Annotated in this window: 15 protein-coding genes; 9 read left to right on the top strand and 6 right to left on the bottom strand. The window is 70.7% G+C overall.

The features are described 5' to 3' along the window. Positions 1 to 72: 72 nt before the first annotated feature. Together ACIBBB_RS34015 and ACIBBB_RS34010 are read left to right on the top strand one after the other, a co-directional pair. Positions 73 to 804, top strand: a complete 732-nt coding sequence (locus ACIBBB_RS34015) for a response regulator transcription factor (RefSeq protein ID WP_398988944.1) — start codon at positions 73 to 75, stop codon at positions 802 to 804. Then, on the top strand, positions 801 to 2309 hold the full coding sequence (locus ACIBBB_RS34010; protein WP_398988942.1) for a sensor histidine kinase: 1509 nt from the start codon (positions 801 to 803) through the stop codon (positions 2307 to 2309). The genes ACIBBB_RS34015 and ACIBBB_RS34010 overlap by 4 nt, the downstream gene beginning before the upstream one ends. Positions 2310 to 2565: 256 nt before the next feature. Here the strand turns inward: ACIBBB_RS34010 and ACIBBB_RS34005 are convergent, their stop codons facing one another. Further along, positions 2566 to 3846 (bottom strand): metallophosphoesterase, encoded by a 1281-nt coding sequence (locus ACIBBB_RS34005; protein ID WP_398989050.1) that lies wholly within the window; start codon positions 3844 to 3846, stop codon positions 2566 to 2568. A gap of 35 nt (positions 3847 to 3881) precedes the next feature. After that, positions 3882 to 4172, bottom strand: a complete 291-nt coding sequence (locus tag ACIBBB_RS34000; protein WP_189107532.1) for an SCO4848 family membrane protein — start codon at positions 4170 to 4172, stop codon at positions 3882 to 3884. A gap of 181 nt (positions 4173 to 4353) precedes the next feature. Between ACIBBB_RS34000 and ACIBBB_RS33995 the strand changes: the two genes are divergently transcribed. Further along, positions 4354 to 5643 (top strand): D-alanyl-D-alanine carboxypeptidase family protein, encoded by a 1290-nt coding sequence (locus ACIBBB_RS33995; RefSeq protein ID WP_398988939.1) that lies wholly within the window; start codon positions 4354 to 4356, stop codon positions 5641 to 5643. Here ACIBBB_RS33995 and ACIBBB_RS33990 read toward each other — a convergent pair. Continuing rightward, positions 5640 to 6608: a YihY/virulence factor BrkB family protein gene (locus ACIBBB_RS33990; RefSeq protein ID WP_398988937.1), complete on the bottom strand. Its 969-nt coding sequence runs from the start codon at positions 6606 to 6608 to the stop codon at positions 5640 to 5642. The genes ACIBBB_RS33995 and ACIBBB_RS33990 overlap by 4 nt on opposite strands. A 166-nt stretch (positions 6609 to 6774) precedes the next feature. On the opposite strand from ACIBBB_RS33990, the gene ACIBBB_RS33985 reads away from it, so the two are divergent. Together ACIBBB_RS33985 and ACIBBB_RS33980 are read left to right on the top strand one after the other, a co-directional pair. Continuing rightward, complete coding sequence (locus ACIBBB_RS33985) at positions 6775 to 8196, top strand: FAD-binding protein (protein ID WP_398988935.1); 1422 nt, start codon at positions 6775 to 6777, stop codon at positions 8194 to 8196. Positions 8197 to 8277: 81 nt separating this feature from the next. After that, positions 8278 to 9033 (top strand): decaprenylphospho-beta-D-erythro-pentofuranosid-2-ulose 2-reductase, encoded by a 756-nt coding sequence (locus ACIBBB_RS33980; protein ID WP_398988933.1) that lies wholly within the window; start codon positions 8278 to 8280, stop codon positions 9031 to 9033. A gap of 37 nt (positions 9034 to 9070) precedes the next feature. Here ACIBBB_RS33980 and ACIBBB_RS33975 read toward each other — a convergent pair whose 3' ends face one another. The 3 genes from ACIBBB_RS33975 to trpS form a co-directional block, all read right to left on the bottom strand. Then, positions 9071 to 9667, bottom strand: coding sequence for a 2'-5' RNA ligase family protein (locus ACIBBB_RS33975; protein ID WP_398988931.1), 597 nt, complete (start codon positions 9665 to 9667; stop codon positions 9071 to 9073). A 10-nt stretch (positions 9668 to 9677) separates the two neighbouring features. Then, positions 9678 to 9944: a hypothetical protein gene (locus ACIBBB_RS33970; protein WP_398988929.1), complete on the bottom strand. Its 267-nt coding sequence runs from the start codon at positions 9942 to 9944 to the stop codon at positions 9678 to 9680. A 67-nt stretch (positions 9945 to 10011) separates the two neighbouring features. Further along, positions 10012 to 11031 (bottom strand): tryptophan--tRNA ligase, encoded by a 1020-nt coding sequence (trpS, locus tag ACIBBB_RS33965; RefSeq protein WP_398988927.1) that lies wholly within the window; start codon positions 11029 to 11031, stop codon positions 10012 to 10014. Between the two features lie 58 nt (positions 11032 to 11089). Here trpS and ACIBBB_RS33960 point away from each other — a divergent pair, with 58 nt between their 5' ends. From ACIBBB_RS33960 to ACIBBB_RS33945, 4 genes are all read left to right on the top strand, one after another. Further along, complete coding sequence (locus tag ACIBBB_RS33960; RefSeq protein WP_398988925.1) at positions 11090 to 11740, top strand: RNA polymerase sigma factor; 651 nt, start codon at positions 11090 to 11092, stop codon at positions 11738 to 11740. Next, the gene (locus ACIBBB_RS33955) at positions 11733 to 12602 is read left to right on the top strand and encodes a hypothetical protein (protein WP_398988923.1); all 870 of its coding nucleotides are present in this window, start codon (positions 11733 to 11735) and stop codon (positions 12600 to 12602) included. Before ACIBBB_RS33960 ends, ACIBBB_RS33955 begins: the two co-directional genes overlap by 8 nt. A gap of 140 nt (positions 12603 to 12742) precedes the next feature. After that, positions 12743 to 13501, top strand: a complete 759-nt coding sequence (locus ACIBBB_RS33950) for a hypothetical protein (RefSeq protein ID WP_398988921.1) — start codon at positions 12743 to 12745, stop codon at positions 13499 to 13501. 141 nt (positions 13502 to 13642) lie between these two features. Then, positions 13643 to 14133: aminotransferase class III-fold pyridoxal phosphate-dependent enzyme (locus ACIBBB_RS33945; protein ID WP_398988919.1), on the top strand; the 491-nt coding region annotated here is incomplete at its 3' end.

The raw sequence follows: 14133 nt of genomic DNA, 5'->3' as shown, positions 1-14133 counted from the left end.
TCGGCGTGACTCTCAAGGAACTCCAAGACGGCGCCCGGCGATCGGCGCGGGGGGCGCGCGGATACTGATGCCATGACGGATGCAGCCCTGACGGACGCGGGCACGACCGACGCGGCGGCCACCGTGCTCCTCGTCGAGGACGAGCCGAGCATCGCCGACGTCCTGACCATCGCCCTGCGCTACCACCGGTTCGAGGTGGTGGTGGCGGGCTCGGTACGGGAGGCGGCGGAGGCCGTACGGCGCACACGCCCCGACGTGGCGCTGCTCGACGTGATGCTCCCGGACGGCGACGGCCGCGACATCGCCCACCAACTACGGGTGTCCCGACCGGAGATGGCAGTGGTTTTCCTCACCGCGCGGGACGCGCCCGCGGAGATCGTCGGCGGGCTGTCGCTCGGCGACGACTACATCACCAAGCCGTTCAACGTGGACGAGGTGGTCGCCCGGGTCCGCGCGGTGCTTCGCAGGACCCTGCCGGGCGACCGGATCGCGGTGCGGCCGCCGCTGCGGTACGGCGATCTGGAGCTGGACGAGGCGACGTACACGGTGCGAAGAGCCGGGCGCGCGGTGGACCTGACCCCGACCGAGTACGCGCTGCTGAGGTTCCTGGTGCGCAACGCCGGTGCGGTGGTGACCAAGGAGCAGTTGTTGCGGCATGTCTGGCGGTACGAGCACGCGGCGGAGTCCACGGTGGTGGAGACCTACATCAGCTATCTGAGGCGCAAACTCGACGTGTACGGGCCGCCGTTGATCATGACGAGACGCGGGGTGGGCTACGGTCTCGCGAGCCCGGGTTCACGATGAGGCTGCGCGCCGAGGCGTGGCGTGGTGCGGTGTCGCGCGGGGCGGTCCGGATCGGCCGTCCGTGGTCCCCGCGGGGGCCCGGACCCAGTACGCACTCGCTGCGTACGAAGCTGACGCTGATCAACGTGGTGCTGCTCGCTCTGGGCATCACCATAGCGACCGGGGTCAGCCTCTTCGGGCTGCGGCACTACCTGCTCCAGAACATCGACTCCGAACTGACCAGGTCCCGAGACGGGTTGCAGCGTACGGAGCTGACGGTCAGTCAGATCGAGTCGCTGAGTTCGCTCGCGACCATCGTGGAACACATATCCCCGCGCCGGCCGGGCACGGGCATGCTGCCGCCCCCCGAGTCGGTCTTCGTCCTCGTCGACGCGCAGCGCAGGCCGATCAACTTCGCCGGGGTCGTGGTGACCGAGCGGCAGATCGCGCTGGCGCGGGCGGTGACCGACCCCACGGCGCTGAGCCAGGAGGACGGCGTCCGCGACGTGACGGTGGACGGCGACCCGTACCGGGTGGTGGGCGCCCGCCTCAGCGACGGCTCCACCGTGCTGATGTCGACCTCCACCAAGGCGGTGCAGAAGAGTCTCTTCCTGGCGTTCAAGTTCGACGCCGCGATCGGCGGTCTGCTGCTCGTGCTGCTCGCCCTGATCACCCTGATGAGTGCGAACCGTACGCTGCGGCCGCTCGGGGACATGGTCGAGACGGCGACGGCCATCGCCGAGGGCGATCTGACCCGCCGGGTCCCCGGCCGGCGTGACCCGGTGACCGAGATCGAGCAGTTGCGGCTCGCCCTCAACGCCATGCTCCAGCAGGTCGAGTCGGCGTACGTGACGCGCGAACGCAGCGAGACGCAACTGCGGCGGTTCGTCGCGGACGCGTCGCACGAGCTGCGTACGCCGCTGTCCGCGATCCGCGGCTACCTCCAGCTGTACGAGAAGGGCATGCTCGGCGAACCGGCGGAACGCACGCGCGCCCTGGCCCGGATGACCGGCGAGGCGGACCGGATGGGCCGCCTCGTCGACGAACTGCTCACCCTGGCCAGGCTCGACCAGCGGCCGGTACTGCGGCTGCGCCCGGTGGACCTGAGCCGGCTGGTCCGCGACGCGGCGGACGATCTGCGGGCGCAGCAGCCGGACCGGCCGCTCGACGTGGCGGCGGCGGGCTCGATGCTCGTCCGGGCGGACGAGTCCGGGCTGCGGCAGGTCATCGGCAACCTGCTGGCGAACATCCGCACCCACACACCGGCCGAAGCCCCCGTCCGGGTGGAGCTGGGCCGCTCGGACGAGGGCGTGGTGCGGCTGTGCGTCACCGACGACGGCCCGGGGATGACCCACGAGGACGCGGACCGGATATTCGACCGTTTCTTCCGGGCCGGTGGTGGCGGTGCCGGCAGCGGCCTCGGGATGGCGATCGTCCACGCGGTGGTCCGCTCCCACGGCGGCGAGGTGGCGATCCGGACGGCACCGGGAGCGGGCCTGGCGGTGACGGTCACGCTGCCGAGATGACGCACGGGCTGCCCTCCCCGTACGCCGTCCCCGGCCGTACGCCGCACGCCGTGCTCGGCCTCCGCCTCTCTTCCTGGGGCGTGTCCGCGAAGTAGCGCCGTCCGCCCGCAGGGCGGGGCCCGCGGCGGCTGGTGCGGTGCGTCGCGAGGCGGAGGATCGGCGTTGTGGATGGACCGGACGTACGTGGCCGGCTGAAGACAACGCGGCGAGGTCCGTGCCAGGCGTCGCGGGCCAGGCGGGACTCTGCGGACACGCCCTAGGCCTGGCGGGACGCCAGCTGCACGACCGTGACGTCCGAGGGCGCACCGACCCGTACCGGCGGGCCCCACGCCCCGGCCCCGCGCGTCACGTAGAGCGCCGTGTCGCCGTACTGCTCCAGACCGGCCAGGGTCGGGTTGGAGGCCGCCGCGATGTAGTTCACCGGCCACATCTGACCGCCGTGCGTGTGCCCGGAGAGCTGGAGGTCGACGCCGTGCTTCACCGCGTCATGGATGACGACGGGCTGGTGCGCGAGGAGTACGGACGCGCGCGCCGGGTCGCGTCCGCCGAGCGCCTTCTTGAAGTCGGGGCCCCGGCCCTCCTCCTCGCCCGCGATGTCGTTGACGCCCGCGAGATCGAATCCGGCGATCTCCACGCGGGCGTTCTCCAGCGGGTGCACGCCCAACTCGCGTACGAGGTCGATCCATTCGGCCGCGTCGCCGAAGTACTCGTGGTTCCCGGTGACGAAGTACGAACCGTGCCGTGACGTCAACTGGGCCAGCGGCTCGGCCGCCGGCCCCAGGTCCGCGACGGTCCCGTCGACCATGTCGCCGACGATCGCGACGAGGTCGGGGCTGGTGGAGTTGATCGTGTCCACGACGCGCTGCGCGTGGGCCCGGCCCAGCAGCGGGCCGAGGTGGATGTCGCTGACGACCGCGATCCGGTAGCCGTGCGCGGCGCGCGGCAGCTTCGCGAGCGGCACCGTGACGCGCTTGACGCTGGGGCCGCGCAGAACGTTCGCCGTGCCGTAGCCGACCGTGGCGAGCGCGGCGGCGGCAGCGGCGCCGCCGACGACGCGGGAGACGAAGAGCCGCCGGGAGGGATCGGGCGCCGGGGCGGCCGGAGAGACCTCGGCGGTGTCGGTGTCGGTGTCGGTCTCCGGCGCGGCGGGCGCGGTCGACCCGGCGCCGACGGTCACCGGCTCCTCGGCGGGCGCGGTGGCCGTCGCCGTACCCCCCGCCGCCCCCGCTGCCGCCGCCCGGCGGTCGAGCACCCGGCTCAGCAGCGGCCGTACGGCTTCGCCCACCAGCAGCGCCAGCAGCAGATACAGCAGCGTCGCCAGCCACATGTACGCGGGCCAGCCGAAGATCTGCTTCAGGGAGAACGGCACGTCGCCCCGGCTCATCCCCACGCCGGCGAAGGTCATGACCGGCAGCAGGATGATCACGGCGGTGCCCGTCCTGCGGGCCGTACCTCCCGCCGCCGTCGTGTCGCGGACCAGGCGCCGCCATATGTAGTAATGCGCGCCTGCCACCAGTGTGACGGCGACAAGCGCCATCAGGACTACCACGACGATCACGAGCCGATTCCCCTTTATCCCTGTCGCTGTCTCTGTACTACGTGCTCGTCACCGCGTTCGTTCCTCAACTCGCCCCGCCAGGCGCGGACTCCACGGAACCCCACCGCCCCGACTCCCGTCCCCAGAAGAAAGGACGTGATGGCGAGCAGCAGATGGACCCAGAAGTAACCCGTGGGGTCACCGGCGTCGTCGAAGGCGAGTCCGCTGCCGTCCTGCCACAAGTTCTTGACGAAAGTGATCCAGATGAACCAGCTCCACACCCCGAAGGCGAGCAGGAACCAGGACACGGGGCGGCTGAGCTTCATGGATCCAGTATCGCCGGAGCCCTCCCCGACGCTTCGCCGGGGGCTGCCCGGCCAGGGAGGCGGCGAGTCCACCGACGCGGCAGTTCGCCGGTGGCCGGAAAGTGGTCTGTCCCGCCGGTGGAAGCGACCGGTCCGCCCGCCGGTGTTCGGATCGCCCGTCAGGCCATGTACGTTCTCGACCGTGTCCGCATTGAGAAAGACCGCCTTGACGGTCCTAGCCGCCGCGTTGCTGCCCGTTCTGACCGCCGCGCCCGTCCTGGCGGACGACGTGAACGCGGAGAAGTCCGAGGACAAGCAGCCGAAGCCACCGGCGGCGATGTCGACGGTCGGCGGCACTCTCCTCGGCAAACCCGGTACCCAGGTGAATCTCGCCCCCGGCGTGCCCGTGCTGCCGAAGAAGCTGACCGGCAAGTCCTGGATCGTCGCGGACGCCGAGAGCGGCGAGGTCCTCGCCTCGCACAACGCGCACTGGCAGCTGCCGCCGGCGTCGACACTGAAGATGCTGTTCGCCGACACTGTCCTGCCCGTGCTGCCGAAGACCGAGTCCCACAAGGTGACGCCCGAGGACCTGGCGGGTATCGGCGAGGGCAGCAGTCTCGTCGGGGTGAAGGAGAACAGCACGTACACCGTCCACGATCTGTGGATGGGTGTCTTCCTGCGCTCGGGCAACGACGCGGTGCACGTGCTGTCCCGGATGAACGGCGGCGTCGGCAAGACGGTCGCCGACATGAACAAGCACGCGGCCGACCTCCAGGCGCTCGACACGAATGTCGTCTCGCCGGACGGTTACGACGAGAAGGGGCAGGTCTCCAGCGCGTACGACCTCACCCTGATCGCCCGCTCCGGGCTGCAGAAGAAGGACTTCCGGGAGTACTCCTCCACCGTCCGGGTGCAGTTCCCGGGCGAGGAGAAGAAGCCGAAGAAGGGCAAGAAGGCCCCGAAGCGGGAGACCTTCGAGATCCAGAACACCAACCGGCTGCTGACCGGGGACTCCGGCCTGGAGCCGTACAAGGGCATCGCCGGGGTCAAGAACGGCAACACCACCAACGCGGGCTCGACCTTCACCGGCGTCGCCGAGCGCGACGGCAGGGTCCTGCTGGTCACCGTCATGAACCCGTCCGAGGAGGAGGGCCTGGCGGTCTACCAGGAGACGGCCCGGCTGCTGGACTGGGGCTTCACCGCCGCCGGGAAGGTCGAACCGATCGGTGAGCTGGTGAAGCCCGGATCCGCCGACGGCGGCTCCGACAAGGAGGCCGTCGGGAACGACTCGGGCGACAAGGGCGAGGCCGGCGGCAGCGGCGGCACGGACCAGGCCGGGCTGGGCGACAAGGCTTCCGCGTCGGGGTCGAACGGCGCGGGGACCGCGGTGGCCATCGCGGGCGGTGCGCTGCTGCTGCTCGCGGCGGCCGTGTTCCTGGTGAACCGCCGATGGCCGCTGCCGGACCTGGTCAAGCGCCTGCCGGGGCGTTAGCCACCGGCGTACCGGGTCGCGCCGGGCGGCGGGGTGCTCGGTGTGTCCGTCTCTCCGTCCCTTTCCCCGTCCGTTTCCCCTTCCGGCGGTCCGTCCGGCCGCTCCTCCCGGTCCGGCTTGCTCGGTGTCGCCGTCCAGGCCGCGCAGAACAGCATCAGCTTCGCCGTGAAGTTGATCCACAGCAGCAGCGCGACGGGCACGCCGAAAGCGCCGTACATGGTCTTGCCCGCGACGTCCCGCACGTAGCCGCCCAGCAGCAGCTTGAGCACTTCGAAGCCGACGGCGCCGATGACCCCGGCCACGATCAGCCGGCGCCGCGGGGGCCGTACGCCGGGCAGCAGCGTCAGTACGTACAGCAGGATCAGGAAGGCCGCGGTGGCGGCGATCGCGATCGCCGCGATCTGGAGCAGCACACCGCCGACGCCGTCCTCCTTGATGCCGAGCCGGTGGGCGGTCCAGCTGATGGCCGTGGAGCCGAGGGCCGACGCGCCGATCGAGGCGAGACCGGTGACGCCGAGGCCAACGAGGATGATCGCGTCCTTGCCCTTCATCAGGAAGGGGTTGCCCTCGTCCACGTCGTCCAGCTCCCAGACGGCGCGCAGACACTCCCGCACCTGGCCGACCCAGCCGATTCCGGTGAACAGCAGCAGGGCGCCTGCCACCAGCCCCACCGTGCCCGCGTTGTCGACCAGCGAGTTGATGTCCAGCTGGTCGGAGATGCCCGGGACCTGCTCGGTGATGTTGTGCTTGAGACGGTCGAGCTGGTCCGTGCTGAGCAGCGCGGCCCCGATCGCCGCGCCGACGGTGATCAGCGGGAAGAGCGCCAGGAAGCTGATGAAGGTGATCGCCGCCGCGAGCCGGGTCCAGTGGGTGCGTTCGAGGGTCTCGAAGGAACGCCAGGCATGGGTCAGCATCAGCCTGGCCACGAGCGGGCCGACGACGGGGAGTTTTTTCAGCCAGTCCATGACGGAGACCTGCCCTCGGATCGGAGAACCAACGGTCAGGTACCCCGAGAGCCGATCCTCACGTCATCATTCACCGACACCCAGCCAACCACCCATTCATACGAGCACAGCAGCAAATACGGCTTACAACGCAAAGAATGACGTTTAGGGCGATACCGTCTCGACCATGCCTGCCGAGATCGCCGACCCTGTCACCGGCTGGGGCCGCACCGCCCCCACGGCCGCCGCCCGTCTCGTCCGGCCGCGTTCTTATGAGGAGGCGGCCCGCGCCGTACGCGACTGCGGTACGCGCGGCGGCATCCCGCGCGGTCTCGGCCGCGCGTACGGCGACGCGGCGCAGAACGCGGGCGGCTCCCTCATCGACATGACCGCCCTGGACCGCGTCCTGTCGGTCGACGCCGAGGCCGGGATCGTCGAGTGCGAGGCGGGGATCAGCCTGCACCGGCTGATGGAGGTGCTGCTGCCGCTGGGCTGGTTCGTGCCGGTGACCCCCGGGACCCGCCATGTCACGGTGGGCGGGGCGATCGGCTCCGACATCCACGGCAGGAACCACCAGGTGTCTGGCTCGTTCTCCCGCCACGTACTCTCCCTGGACCTGATCACCGCCGACGGCGACGTACGTACGGTCGTCCCCGGCACGCCCCTGTTCGAGGCGACGGCGGGCGGCATGGGGCTGACGGGAGTGATCCTCAGCGCGGCCTTCCGGCTGCACCCCGTCGAGACCTCCCTGATGTCCGTCGACACCGAACGCGCCACGGACCTCGACGATCTGATGGCCCGTCTCACCACGTCCGGCCGGCGCCACCGCTACTCGGTCGCCTGGGTCGATCTGCTGGCCGGCGGCTCCTCCTTGGGACGCTCCGTCCTGACGCACGGCGAACACACGACACTTGACACGCTGTCCGCGCATGCCGCGCGGGGGCGCGGCGGCTGGGGTGGCTGGGGTGAGTGGGGCAGCCGGGGCGCGGCGGCGCGCGCCCGCAGACAGCCGCTCGCCTTCCGGCCCGGACAGCTGCCCGGCGCGCCCTCCTACGTAACCCAGGGGCTGCTGGGACGAACGACGGTCGGGCTCTTCAACGAGCTCTGGTACCGCGGGGCCGGGCGCCGGCGGACCGGTGAACTCCAGCGGATCTCGGCGTTCTTCCACCCGCTGGACGGCGTGCCGCACTGGAACCGCCTGTACGGGCGCGGCGGCTTCGTCCGCTACCAGTTCGTGGTCGGACGCGGCCAGGAGGAGGCGCTGATCCGGATCGTGCGGCGCATCGTCCGGCGCGGCTGTCCCTCCCCCCTCGCCGTACTCAAGCGTTTCGGCGCGGGCGATCCCGGCTGGCTGTCCTTCCCCATGGCCGGCTGGACTCTCTCGCTGGACGTCCCCACCGACCGGACCGGACTGGGTCCCTTCCTCGACGAGCTGGACGAGGACGTCGCCGCCGCCGGGGGCCGGGTCTGTCTCGCGAAGGACTCCCGGCTGCGTCCCGAACTGCTGGCCGCGATGTATCCGCGGCTGGACGAGTTCCGGGCGCTGCGGGCCGAACTCGACCCGCGCGCGGTCTTCGTCTCCGATCTCTCCCGCCGACTCTCGATCTGACGTTCTCTCCCTACTTGCTTCGACCCCACTGACCCCTCTGTGACGCTCGCCCCGCACCCTCGCTGCAAGGAGCACCGCACCATGAAGGACGCCTTCGGCATCCCGCAGTCCCTGCTCGTCCTCGGTGGGACGTCCGAGATCGCGCTGGCCACGGCGCGCCGGCTGATCGCGCGCCGTACGCGTACGGTCTGGCTGGCCGGCCGCGCGTCACCCGCGCTCGACGCCGCCGCCGACCATCTCCGTGCCCAGGGCGCGGACGTCCACACCGTCGACTTCGACGCGCTCGATCCGGCCTCGCACGCCGAAGTGCTCGGCAAGGTCTTCGCGGAGGGCGACATCGACATGACACTGCTCGCCTTCGGCGTGCTCGGCGACCAGGCTCACGACGAGGCGGATCCGGCCGCCGCCGTCAGGGTCGCGCAGACCAACTACACGGGGGCGGTCTCGGCCGGTCTGGTGTGCGCGGCGGCGATGCAGACGCAGGGGCACGGTTCACTGGTGGTGCTCTCGTCGGTGGCCGGTGAGCGGGCGCGGCGCGCCAATTTCATCTACGGGTCGAGCAAGGCGGGCCTGGACGCGTTCGCGCAGGGGCTCGGGGACGCGATGTACGGCACCGGGGTGCATGTGATGGTCGTGCGGCCCGGCTTCGTACGGACGAGGACGACGGCCGGGCGGGAGGAGACACCGCTGGCGACGACCCCGGAGGCGGTCGCGGTGGCCGTGGAGCTGGGGCTGCGGCGGCGCTCGGAGACGGTGTGGGTGCCGGGCGCGCTGCGGGTGGCGATGTCGGTGCTCAGGCATCTGCCGAGGTCTCTCTTCCGGCGGCTGCCGGTCTGACGGACGCCGGGCCTCTGGCTTCTTGGGAAGGCGGCGGCTACTGGCGCAGGGACGAGGTGGCGGGCAGGTCGGCGGGGGTGCTCTGCGAGGGCACTCCCGTGATCTCCGTACCGCCCCCGAAGGCGTACTCGTGCAGCATCCGCCACACGCCGTCGGCGCCCTGCTCGTAGAGGCCGAAGGACGCGCAGCTCCACTGGGCCGTGTAGTCGGCCAGCTCCTCGTACGCCCGGTCCATCGCCTCCTCAAAGATGCCGTGTGCCACGGTCACATGGGGGTGATAAGGGAACTGGAGCTCCCGCACCAGCGGCCCCGACGCGTCCCTGACGCGCTTCTGGAGCCAGGTGCACGCCGCGGCGCCCTCGACGACCTGGACGAAGACCACCGGCGACAGCGGGCGGAAGGTGCCGGTGCCGTAGAGCCGCATCGGGAAGGGGCGGCCCGCCGTGGCGACCGAGGCGAGATGCGCCTCGATGGTGGGCAGCGTCGCGGCGTCGACCTCGGTCGGCGGCAGAAGCGTGACGTGGGTGGGGATGCCGTGCGCGGCGGGATCGCCGAAGCTCGCGCGGCGCTCCTGGAGCAGGCTGCCGTACGGCTCCGGGACCGCGATCGAAACGCCGAGCGTTACGGTCCCCACGTCGTTCTCCTCATTCCGTGTGTGTGCGGGTGGTGCGTGCTGCCTGGTACTTCTGCGTGGTGTCGCGGTGCTGCGTGGTGTCGCGGTGCTGCGTGGTGTCGCGGTGCTGCGTGGTGTCGCGGTACTGCGTGGTGAGGCGGTGGTGCGTGCCGCCTCGGGTGGTACGTATGGCCACACCCTGGATGCGGTGTGGCCGATTCCGTCCCTGCGTCAGTGTGACGCTCGCACCGCCCGGCTGGCCAGAGTCCTTGGTCAGCAGTACGCGGGTGGCGCGCATGCGGTAAGGGGCCGGGCAGCCGACCGGGGCGGGCGGTCCGGGATCGGCCGGCCCGCCCCGGAGGGGTTCAGTGCTTCGCGGGCAGGAAGCCGATCCGGTCGTACGCCTGGGCCAGCGTCTCCGCGGCGACCGCGCGGGCCTTCTCCGCACCCTCGGCCAGGATCGAGTCCAGCGTCTCGGGATCCTCCAGATATTCCTGGGTGCGGCTGCGGAACGGTGTGACGAAGTCGACCATGGCGTCGGCCAGGTCGACCTTGAGGGCGCCGTATCCCTTGCCCTCGTACCTCCGCTCAAGATCCGCGATGCCCGCGCCGGTGAGGGTGGAGTAGATCGTGAGGAGGTTGCTGATTCCCGGCTTGGCCTGGGCGTCGAAACGGATCTCGGTGCTGGTGTCGGTGACGGCGCTCTTGATCTTCTTCGCCGTGACCTTGGGGTCGTCGAGCAGATTGACCAGGCCCTTCGGCGTGGACGCCGACTTGCTCATCTTGATCGACGGGTCCTGGAGGTCGTAGATCTTCGCGACCTCCTTGACGATGTGCGGCTTCGGGATCGTGAACGTGCTCCCGAAGCGGGTGTTGAACCGCTCGGCGAGGTCACGTGTCAGCTCGACGTGCTGACGCTGGTCCTCGCCGACGGGGACCGAGTCCGCCTGGTAGAGCAGGATGTCTGCGACCTGGAGGATCGGATAGGTGAAGAGCCCGACGGTGGCGCGGTCGGCGCCCTGTTTGGCTGACTTGTCCTTGAACTGCGTCATACGTGAGGCCTCGCCGAAGCCCGTCAGACAGTTCATCACCCAGCCGAGCTGGGCGTGTTCGGGTACGTGACTCTGGATGAACAGGGTGCAGCGCTGGGGGTCGAGACCGGCGGCGAGGAGCTGTGCCGCCGCGAGCCTGGTGTTGGCGCGCAGGTCGGCGGGCTCCTGCGGCATGGTGATCGCGTGAAGGTCCACGACCATGTAGAACGCGTCGTGGGTTTCTTGCAGCGCCACATACTGCCGGATCGCACCGAGGTAGTTCCCGAGATGGAACGAGCCTGCGGTGGGCTGGATACCGGAGAGCGCGCGAGGACGAGTGGCCATGCTGAACATTCTCTCAGGTGGCACCGCCAAGTCGGGAACGGATCTCCGGTGAGCGGTGTATCAAAGCGTGAGGACACGGGAGGGGACCCTGGAGGGGGGCCGCATCCTGACGGTTGCGGATGAGTCGGCTGTGATCGCGCGCGTGCGTTCCGGGGAGCGGGAGGCGTACGCGGAGCTGGTGCGCGCCCATACGGGGATCGCGCTCCGGGTGGCGGTGGCCTGCGGCGCGGGTGCGGATGCGGAGGATGTGGTGCAGACCGCGTTCATCAAGGCGTACCTGTCCCTGGGGAGTTTCAAGGACGGCGCGCCGTTCCGACCCTGGCTGATACGGATCGTCGCCAATGAGACGAGGAACACCGTGCGGTCGGCGGTCCGGCTGCGGGCCGTGGCGGGGCGCGAGGCGGCGCTGCTGCGGGGCGAGCCGCGGATACCGGATTCCGCCGATCCGGCGGTGGCCGCGGTGGAGGAGGAGCGGAGCGCCGAGCTGTGGGCGGCGCTCGACGAGCTGAGCGACGACCACCGCGATGTGGTGGCGTGCCGCTATCTGCTGGAGATGAACGAGGCGGAGACAGCGGAGGCGCTGGGCTGGCCGCGCGGCACGGTGAAGTCGCGGCTGAGTCGCGCGTTGAAGCTGATGGGCGGGCTGCTGGCGCCCGCGTCGGGGTCGGGGTCGGGGTCGGAGAAATCGGAGAGGGGAGGAGGTGGCGGGCATGACTGACGGCGAGCGTGAGGACGAGGACGGGCGCGCGGGGGATCTCGCGGAGGAGCTGCGGGCGCTGGGTCGCGGTATGCCGGTTCCGGATGTCGACGGCGAGACGATGGCCGAGCGTGTCCTGGCACAGCTCCTCGCCGACGCGGCGCCCGCGCCGACGCCCACCCCGGCCTCGGCTCCGGTCCGGGGGTGGGCGGCTCGTGGCGTACGGCTCCGTCGCCTGCTGCGCCGCAGATGGCGTGCCTTGGTGGCCGGTCTGTCGGGGTTGCTGGTCGTGCTGGTGCTGACGCCGCCGGTGCGCGCGGCGGTGGCCGACTGGTTCGACTTCGGCGGGGTCCAGGTGCGGTACGACCCGAAGGCGACACCCGCTCCGAGCGCGCGAGTGCCTGGATGCGCCGATCCGATGCCGATCGGGGAAGCGACACGGAGAGCGGGATTCACGCCCCGGATCCCGGCCGAGCTCGGGGCGCCAGACCAGGTGTCGCTGGAGTGGGTGTCGGCGGACCGTCCGGTCATGAGCCTGTGCTGGGCGGACTCCGGCGGGCGGACCATACGCCTGGACGAGTTCCGGGCCGGCCTCGACATGATGTTCGCCAAGCAGGTGCGGCACATGCCGGAGTGGGTGCCCCTCAACGTCGGGGAGTTGAACGAGACCACGGCCCTGTGGTTCGCCGATCCTCATCTCCTGCGGTTCCGGATGATCGACGAGCGGGGGGCGCGCTGGTCCCATTCGGCGCGGCTGACGGGTCCGACGTTGCTCTGGGAGGAAACCGGCCCGGGAGGGAGCACCGACGAACGGCTGACGCTGCGGCTGGAGGGCGTGGACTCGTCGGCTCGCGCGACGGCCGTCGCGCAGTCGATGCCCTGATTCGGTCAAGGCCCTCCCTCGCTCGTCGGACACCCGGAAAAGGGTTCCGGGAATACGGAACCGGTTCGGGTCGGGCGGTGTACAGGAAGTGACGCGAAGGCGGTCCGGAGGGTCCGGGCCGGGCGTCGGCAGGGGGAATCATGCGACTTCTATGTACGGGCACGGTCCGACGGTTCGCGGCCCTGATCGCGGTGACGGCGCTGACCTGGGTGTTCGCTCCGAGCGCGGTGGCCGGTGGGCCCACGAGCGTGCTGGTCGCCTCCCCGGAGAGCCAGGAGACGGCCGCTCTCTACTACAGCGACGCGGAGTACGAGGCGCTGTCGAAGCAGCTCGGCGCCCAAGGCGTGGGGGTCTTGCCGGACGGCCAGAAGAAGCGCCCGTCGTCGGTGGACTCGGCGGTGGGCTCCCGGCAGATCAACGTGACGTGGATGGCCCACGATGTGCACCCCTGGCGGCTGGACCAGGTATATCCGAGCGCGGACCTCTCGACCGTCTGGATATATACGTCGACGGACACCCAGGGAGCCCAGACCGGCGTCTGGCACAAGGCGAAGCAACCGGCCTCGCTGCACGCGCTGCTGGAGAAAATCGGCGTCATGGGTGAGCCGCGGGGTTTTGACGGTGCGGCGGTGCCTCCCACCTCGGAGGCGGACGACCCGGCCACCGCCGCCGACGCTCCCTCGCAAGATCAGAAGCGGACACCGGAGGAGCGGTCCGGGGCGGCGGGGGCTTCCTCCGGCGGCACGGACGGCTGGTGGTGGGCGATACCGGCGCTGGGAGCCGGCGTGGTGCTGGGTCTGGTGCTGCGCCCGCTGGCGGGCCGGCTGCCCCGCCCGCCGTTCGGGCGGGGAGGGGACAGGCCCGAGGCAGGCCCTCGCCGGCAGCTGCTGGACACGTGATCCAACCGGCCCCGCTCGTGGGGTTGTCTCCCAGGCCACGCCGGGGGGAAGGTTTCTTCGTCCACACTGGCGAGTAACGATAGAAACAGGGGCGCTACCCCGCCCCGACCGGATGGCTTGTCCCGACCGAACGGAGAACCCGTGGCGACAACGGAGAGTGCCATCGCGTCTGCGGAGGCGCACAGTGCGCACAATTACCATCCGCTGCCCGTCGTCGTCGCGTCGGCGGACGGTGCGTGGATGACGGATGTCGGGGGGCGCCGGTTCCTCGACATGCTCGCCGGCTACTCGGCGCTCAACTTCGGCCATGGCAACCGGCGTCTGATCGACGCCGCCAGGGCCCAGCTGGAGCGGGTGACGCTCACTTCACGGGCGTTCCACCACGACCGGTTCGCCGGCTTCTGCACCGAGCTCGCCGAGTTGTGCGGCATGGAGATGGTGCTGCCGATGAACACGGGCGCGGAGGCGGTGGAGACGGCCGTGAAGACGGCCCGCAAGTGGGGCTACCGGAGGAAGGGGGTGCCGGACGGCGCCGCAAGGATCATCGTCGCGGCGGACAACTTCCACGGGCGTACGACCACGGTCATCAGCTTCTCCACCGACGAGGAGGCCCGTGCGGACTACGGGCCCTA

This window comes from Streptomyces sp. NPDC051217 (assembly GCF_044455465.1).
Taxonomy (GTDB): Bacteria; Actinomycetota; Actinomycetes; order Streptomycetales; family Streptomycetaceae; genus Streptomyces.
The sequence above is the reverse complement of the archived record's forward strand: the minus strand, read 5'-3'. Positions and strand labels throughout refer to the sequence as shown.

Bases quoted from the DNA above. Each gene is read 5' to 3' on its own strand.
- ACIBBB_RS34015 (WP_398988944.1), top strand. From the start codon at position 73: ATGACGGATGCAGCCCTGACGGACGCGGGCACGACCGACGCGGCGGCC.
- ACIBBB_RS34010 (WP_398988942.1), top strand. From the start codon at position 801: ATGAGGCTGCGCGCCGAGGCGTGGCGTGGTGCGGTGTCGCGCGGGGCG.
- ACIBBB_RS34005 (WP_398989050.1), bottom strand. From the start codon at position 3,846: ATGGCGCTTGTCGCCGTCACACTGGTGGCAGGCGCGCATTACTACATA.
- ACIBBB_RS34000 (WP_189107532.1), bottom strand. From the start codon at position 4,172: ATGAAGCTCAGCCGCCCCGTGTCCTGGTTCCTGCTCGCCTTCGGGGTG.
- ACIBBB_RS33990 (WP_398988937.1), bottom strand. From the start codon at position 6,608: ATGGACTGGCTGAAAAAACTCCCCGTCGTCGGCCCGCTCGTGGCCAGG.
- ACIBBB_RS33985 (WP_398988935.1), top strand. From the start codon at position 6,775: ATGCCTGCCGAGATCGCCGACCCTGTCACCGGCTGGGGCCGCACCGCC.
- ACIBBB_RS33980 (WP_398988933.1), top strand. From the start codon at position 8,278: ATGAAGGACGCCTTCGGCATCCCGCAGTCCCTGCTCGTCCTCGGTGGG.
- ACIBBB_RS33970 (WP_398988929.1), bottom strand. From the start codon at position 9,944: ATGCGCGCCACCCGCGTACTGCTGACCAAGGACTCTGGCCAGCCGGGC.
- trpS (WP_398988927.1), bottom strand. From the start codon at position 11,031: ATGTTCAGCATGGCCACTCGTCCTCGCGCGCTCTCCGGTATCCAGCCC.
- ACIBBB_RS33955 (WP_398988923.1), top strand. From the start codon at position 11,733: ATGACTGACGGCGAGCGTGAGGACGAGGACGGGCGCGCGGGGGATCTC.
- ACIBBB_RS33950 (WP_398988921.1), top strand. From the start codon at position 12,743: ATGCGACTTCTATGTACGGGCACGGTCCGACGGTTCGCGGCCCTGATC.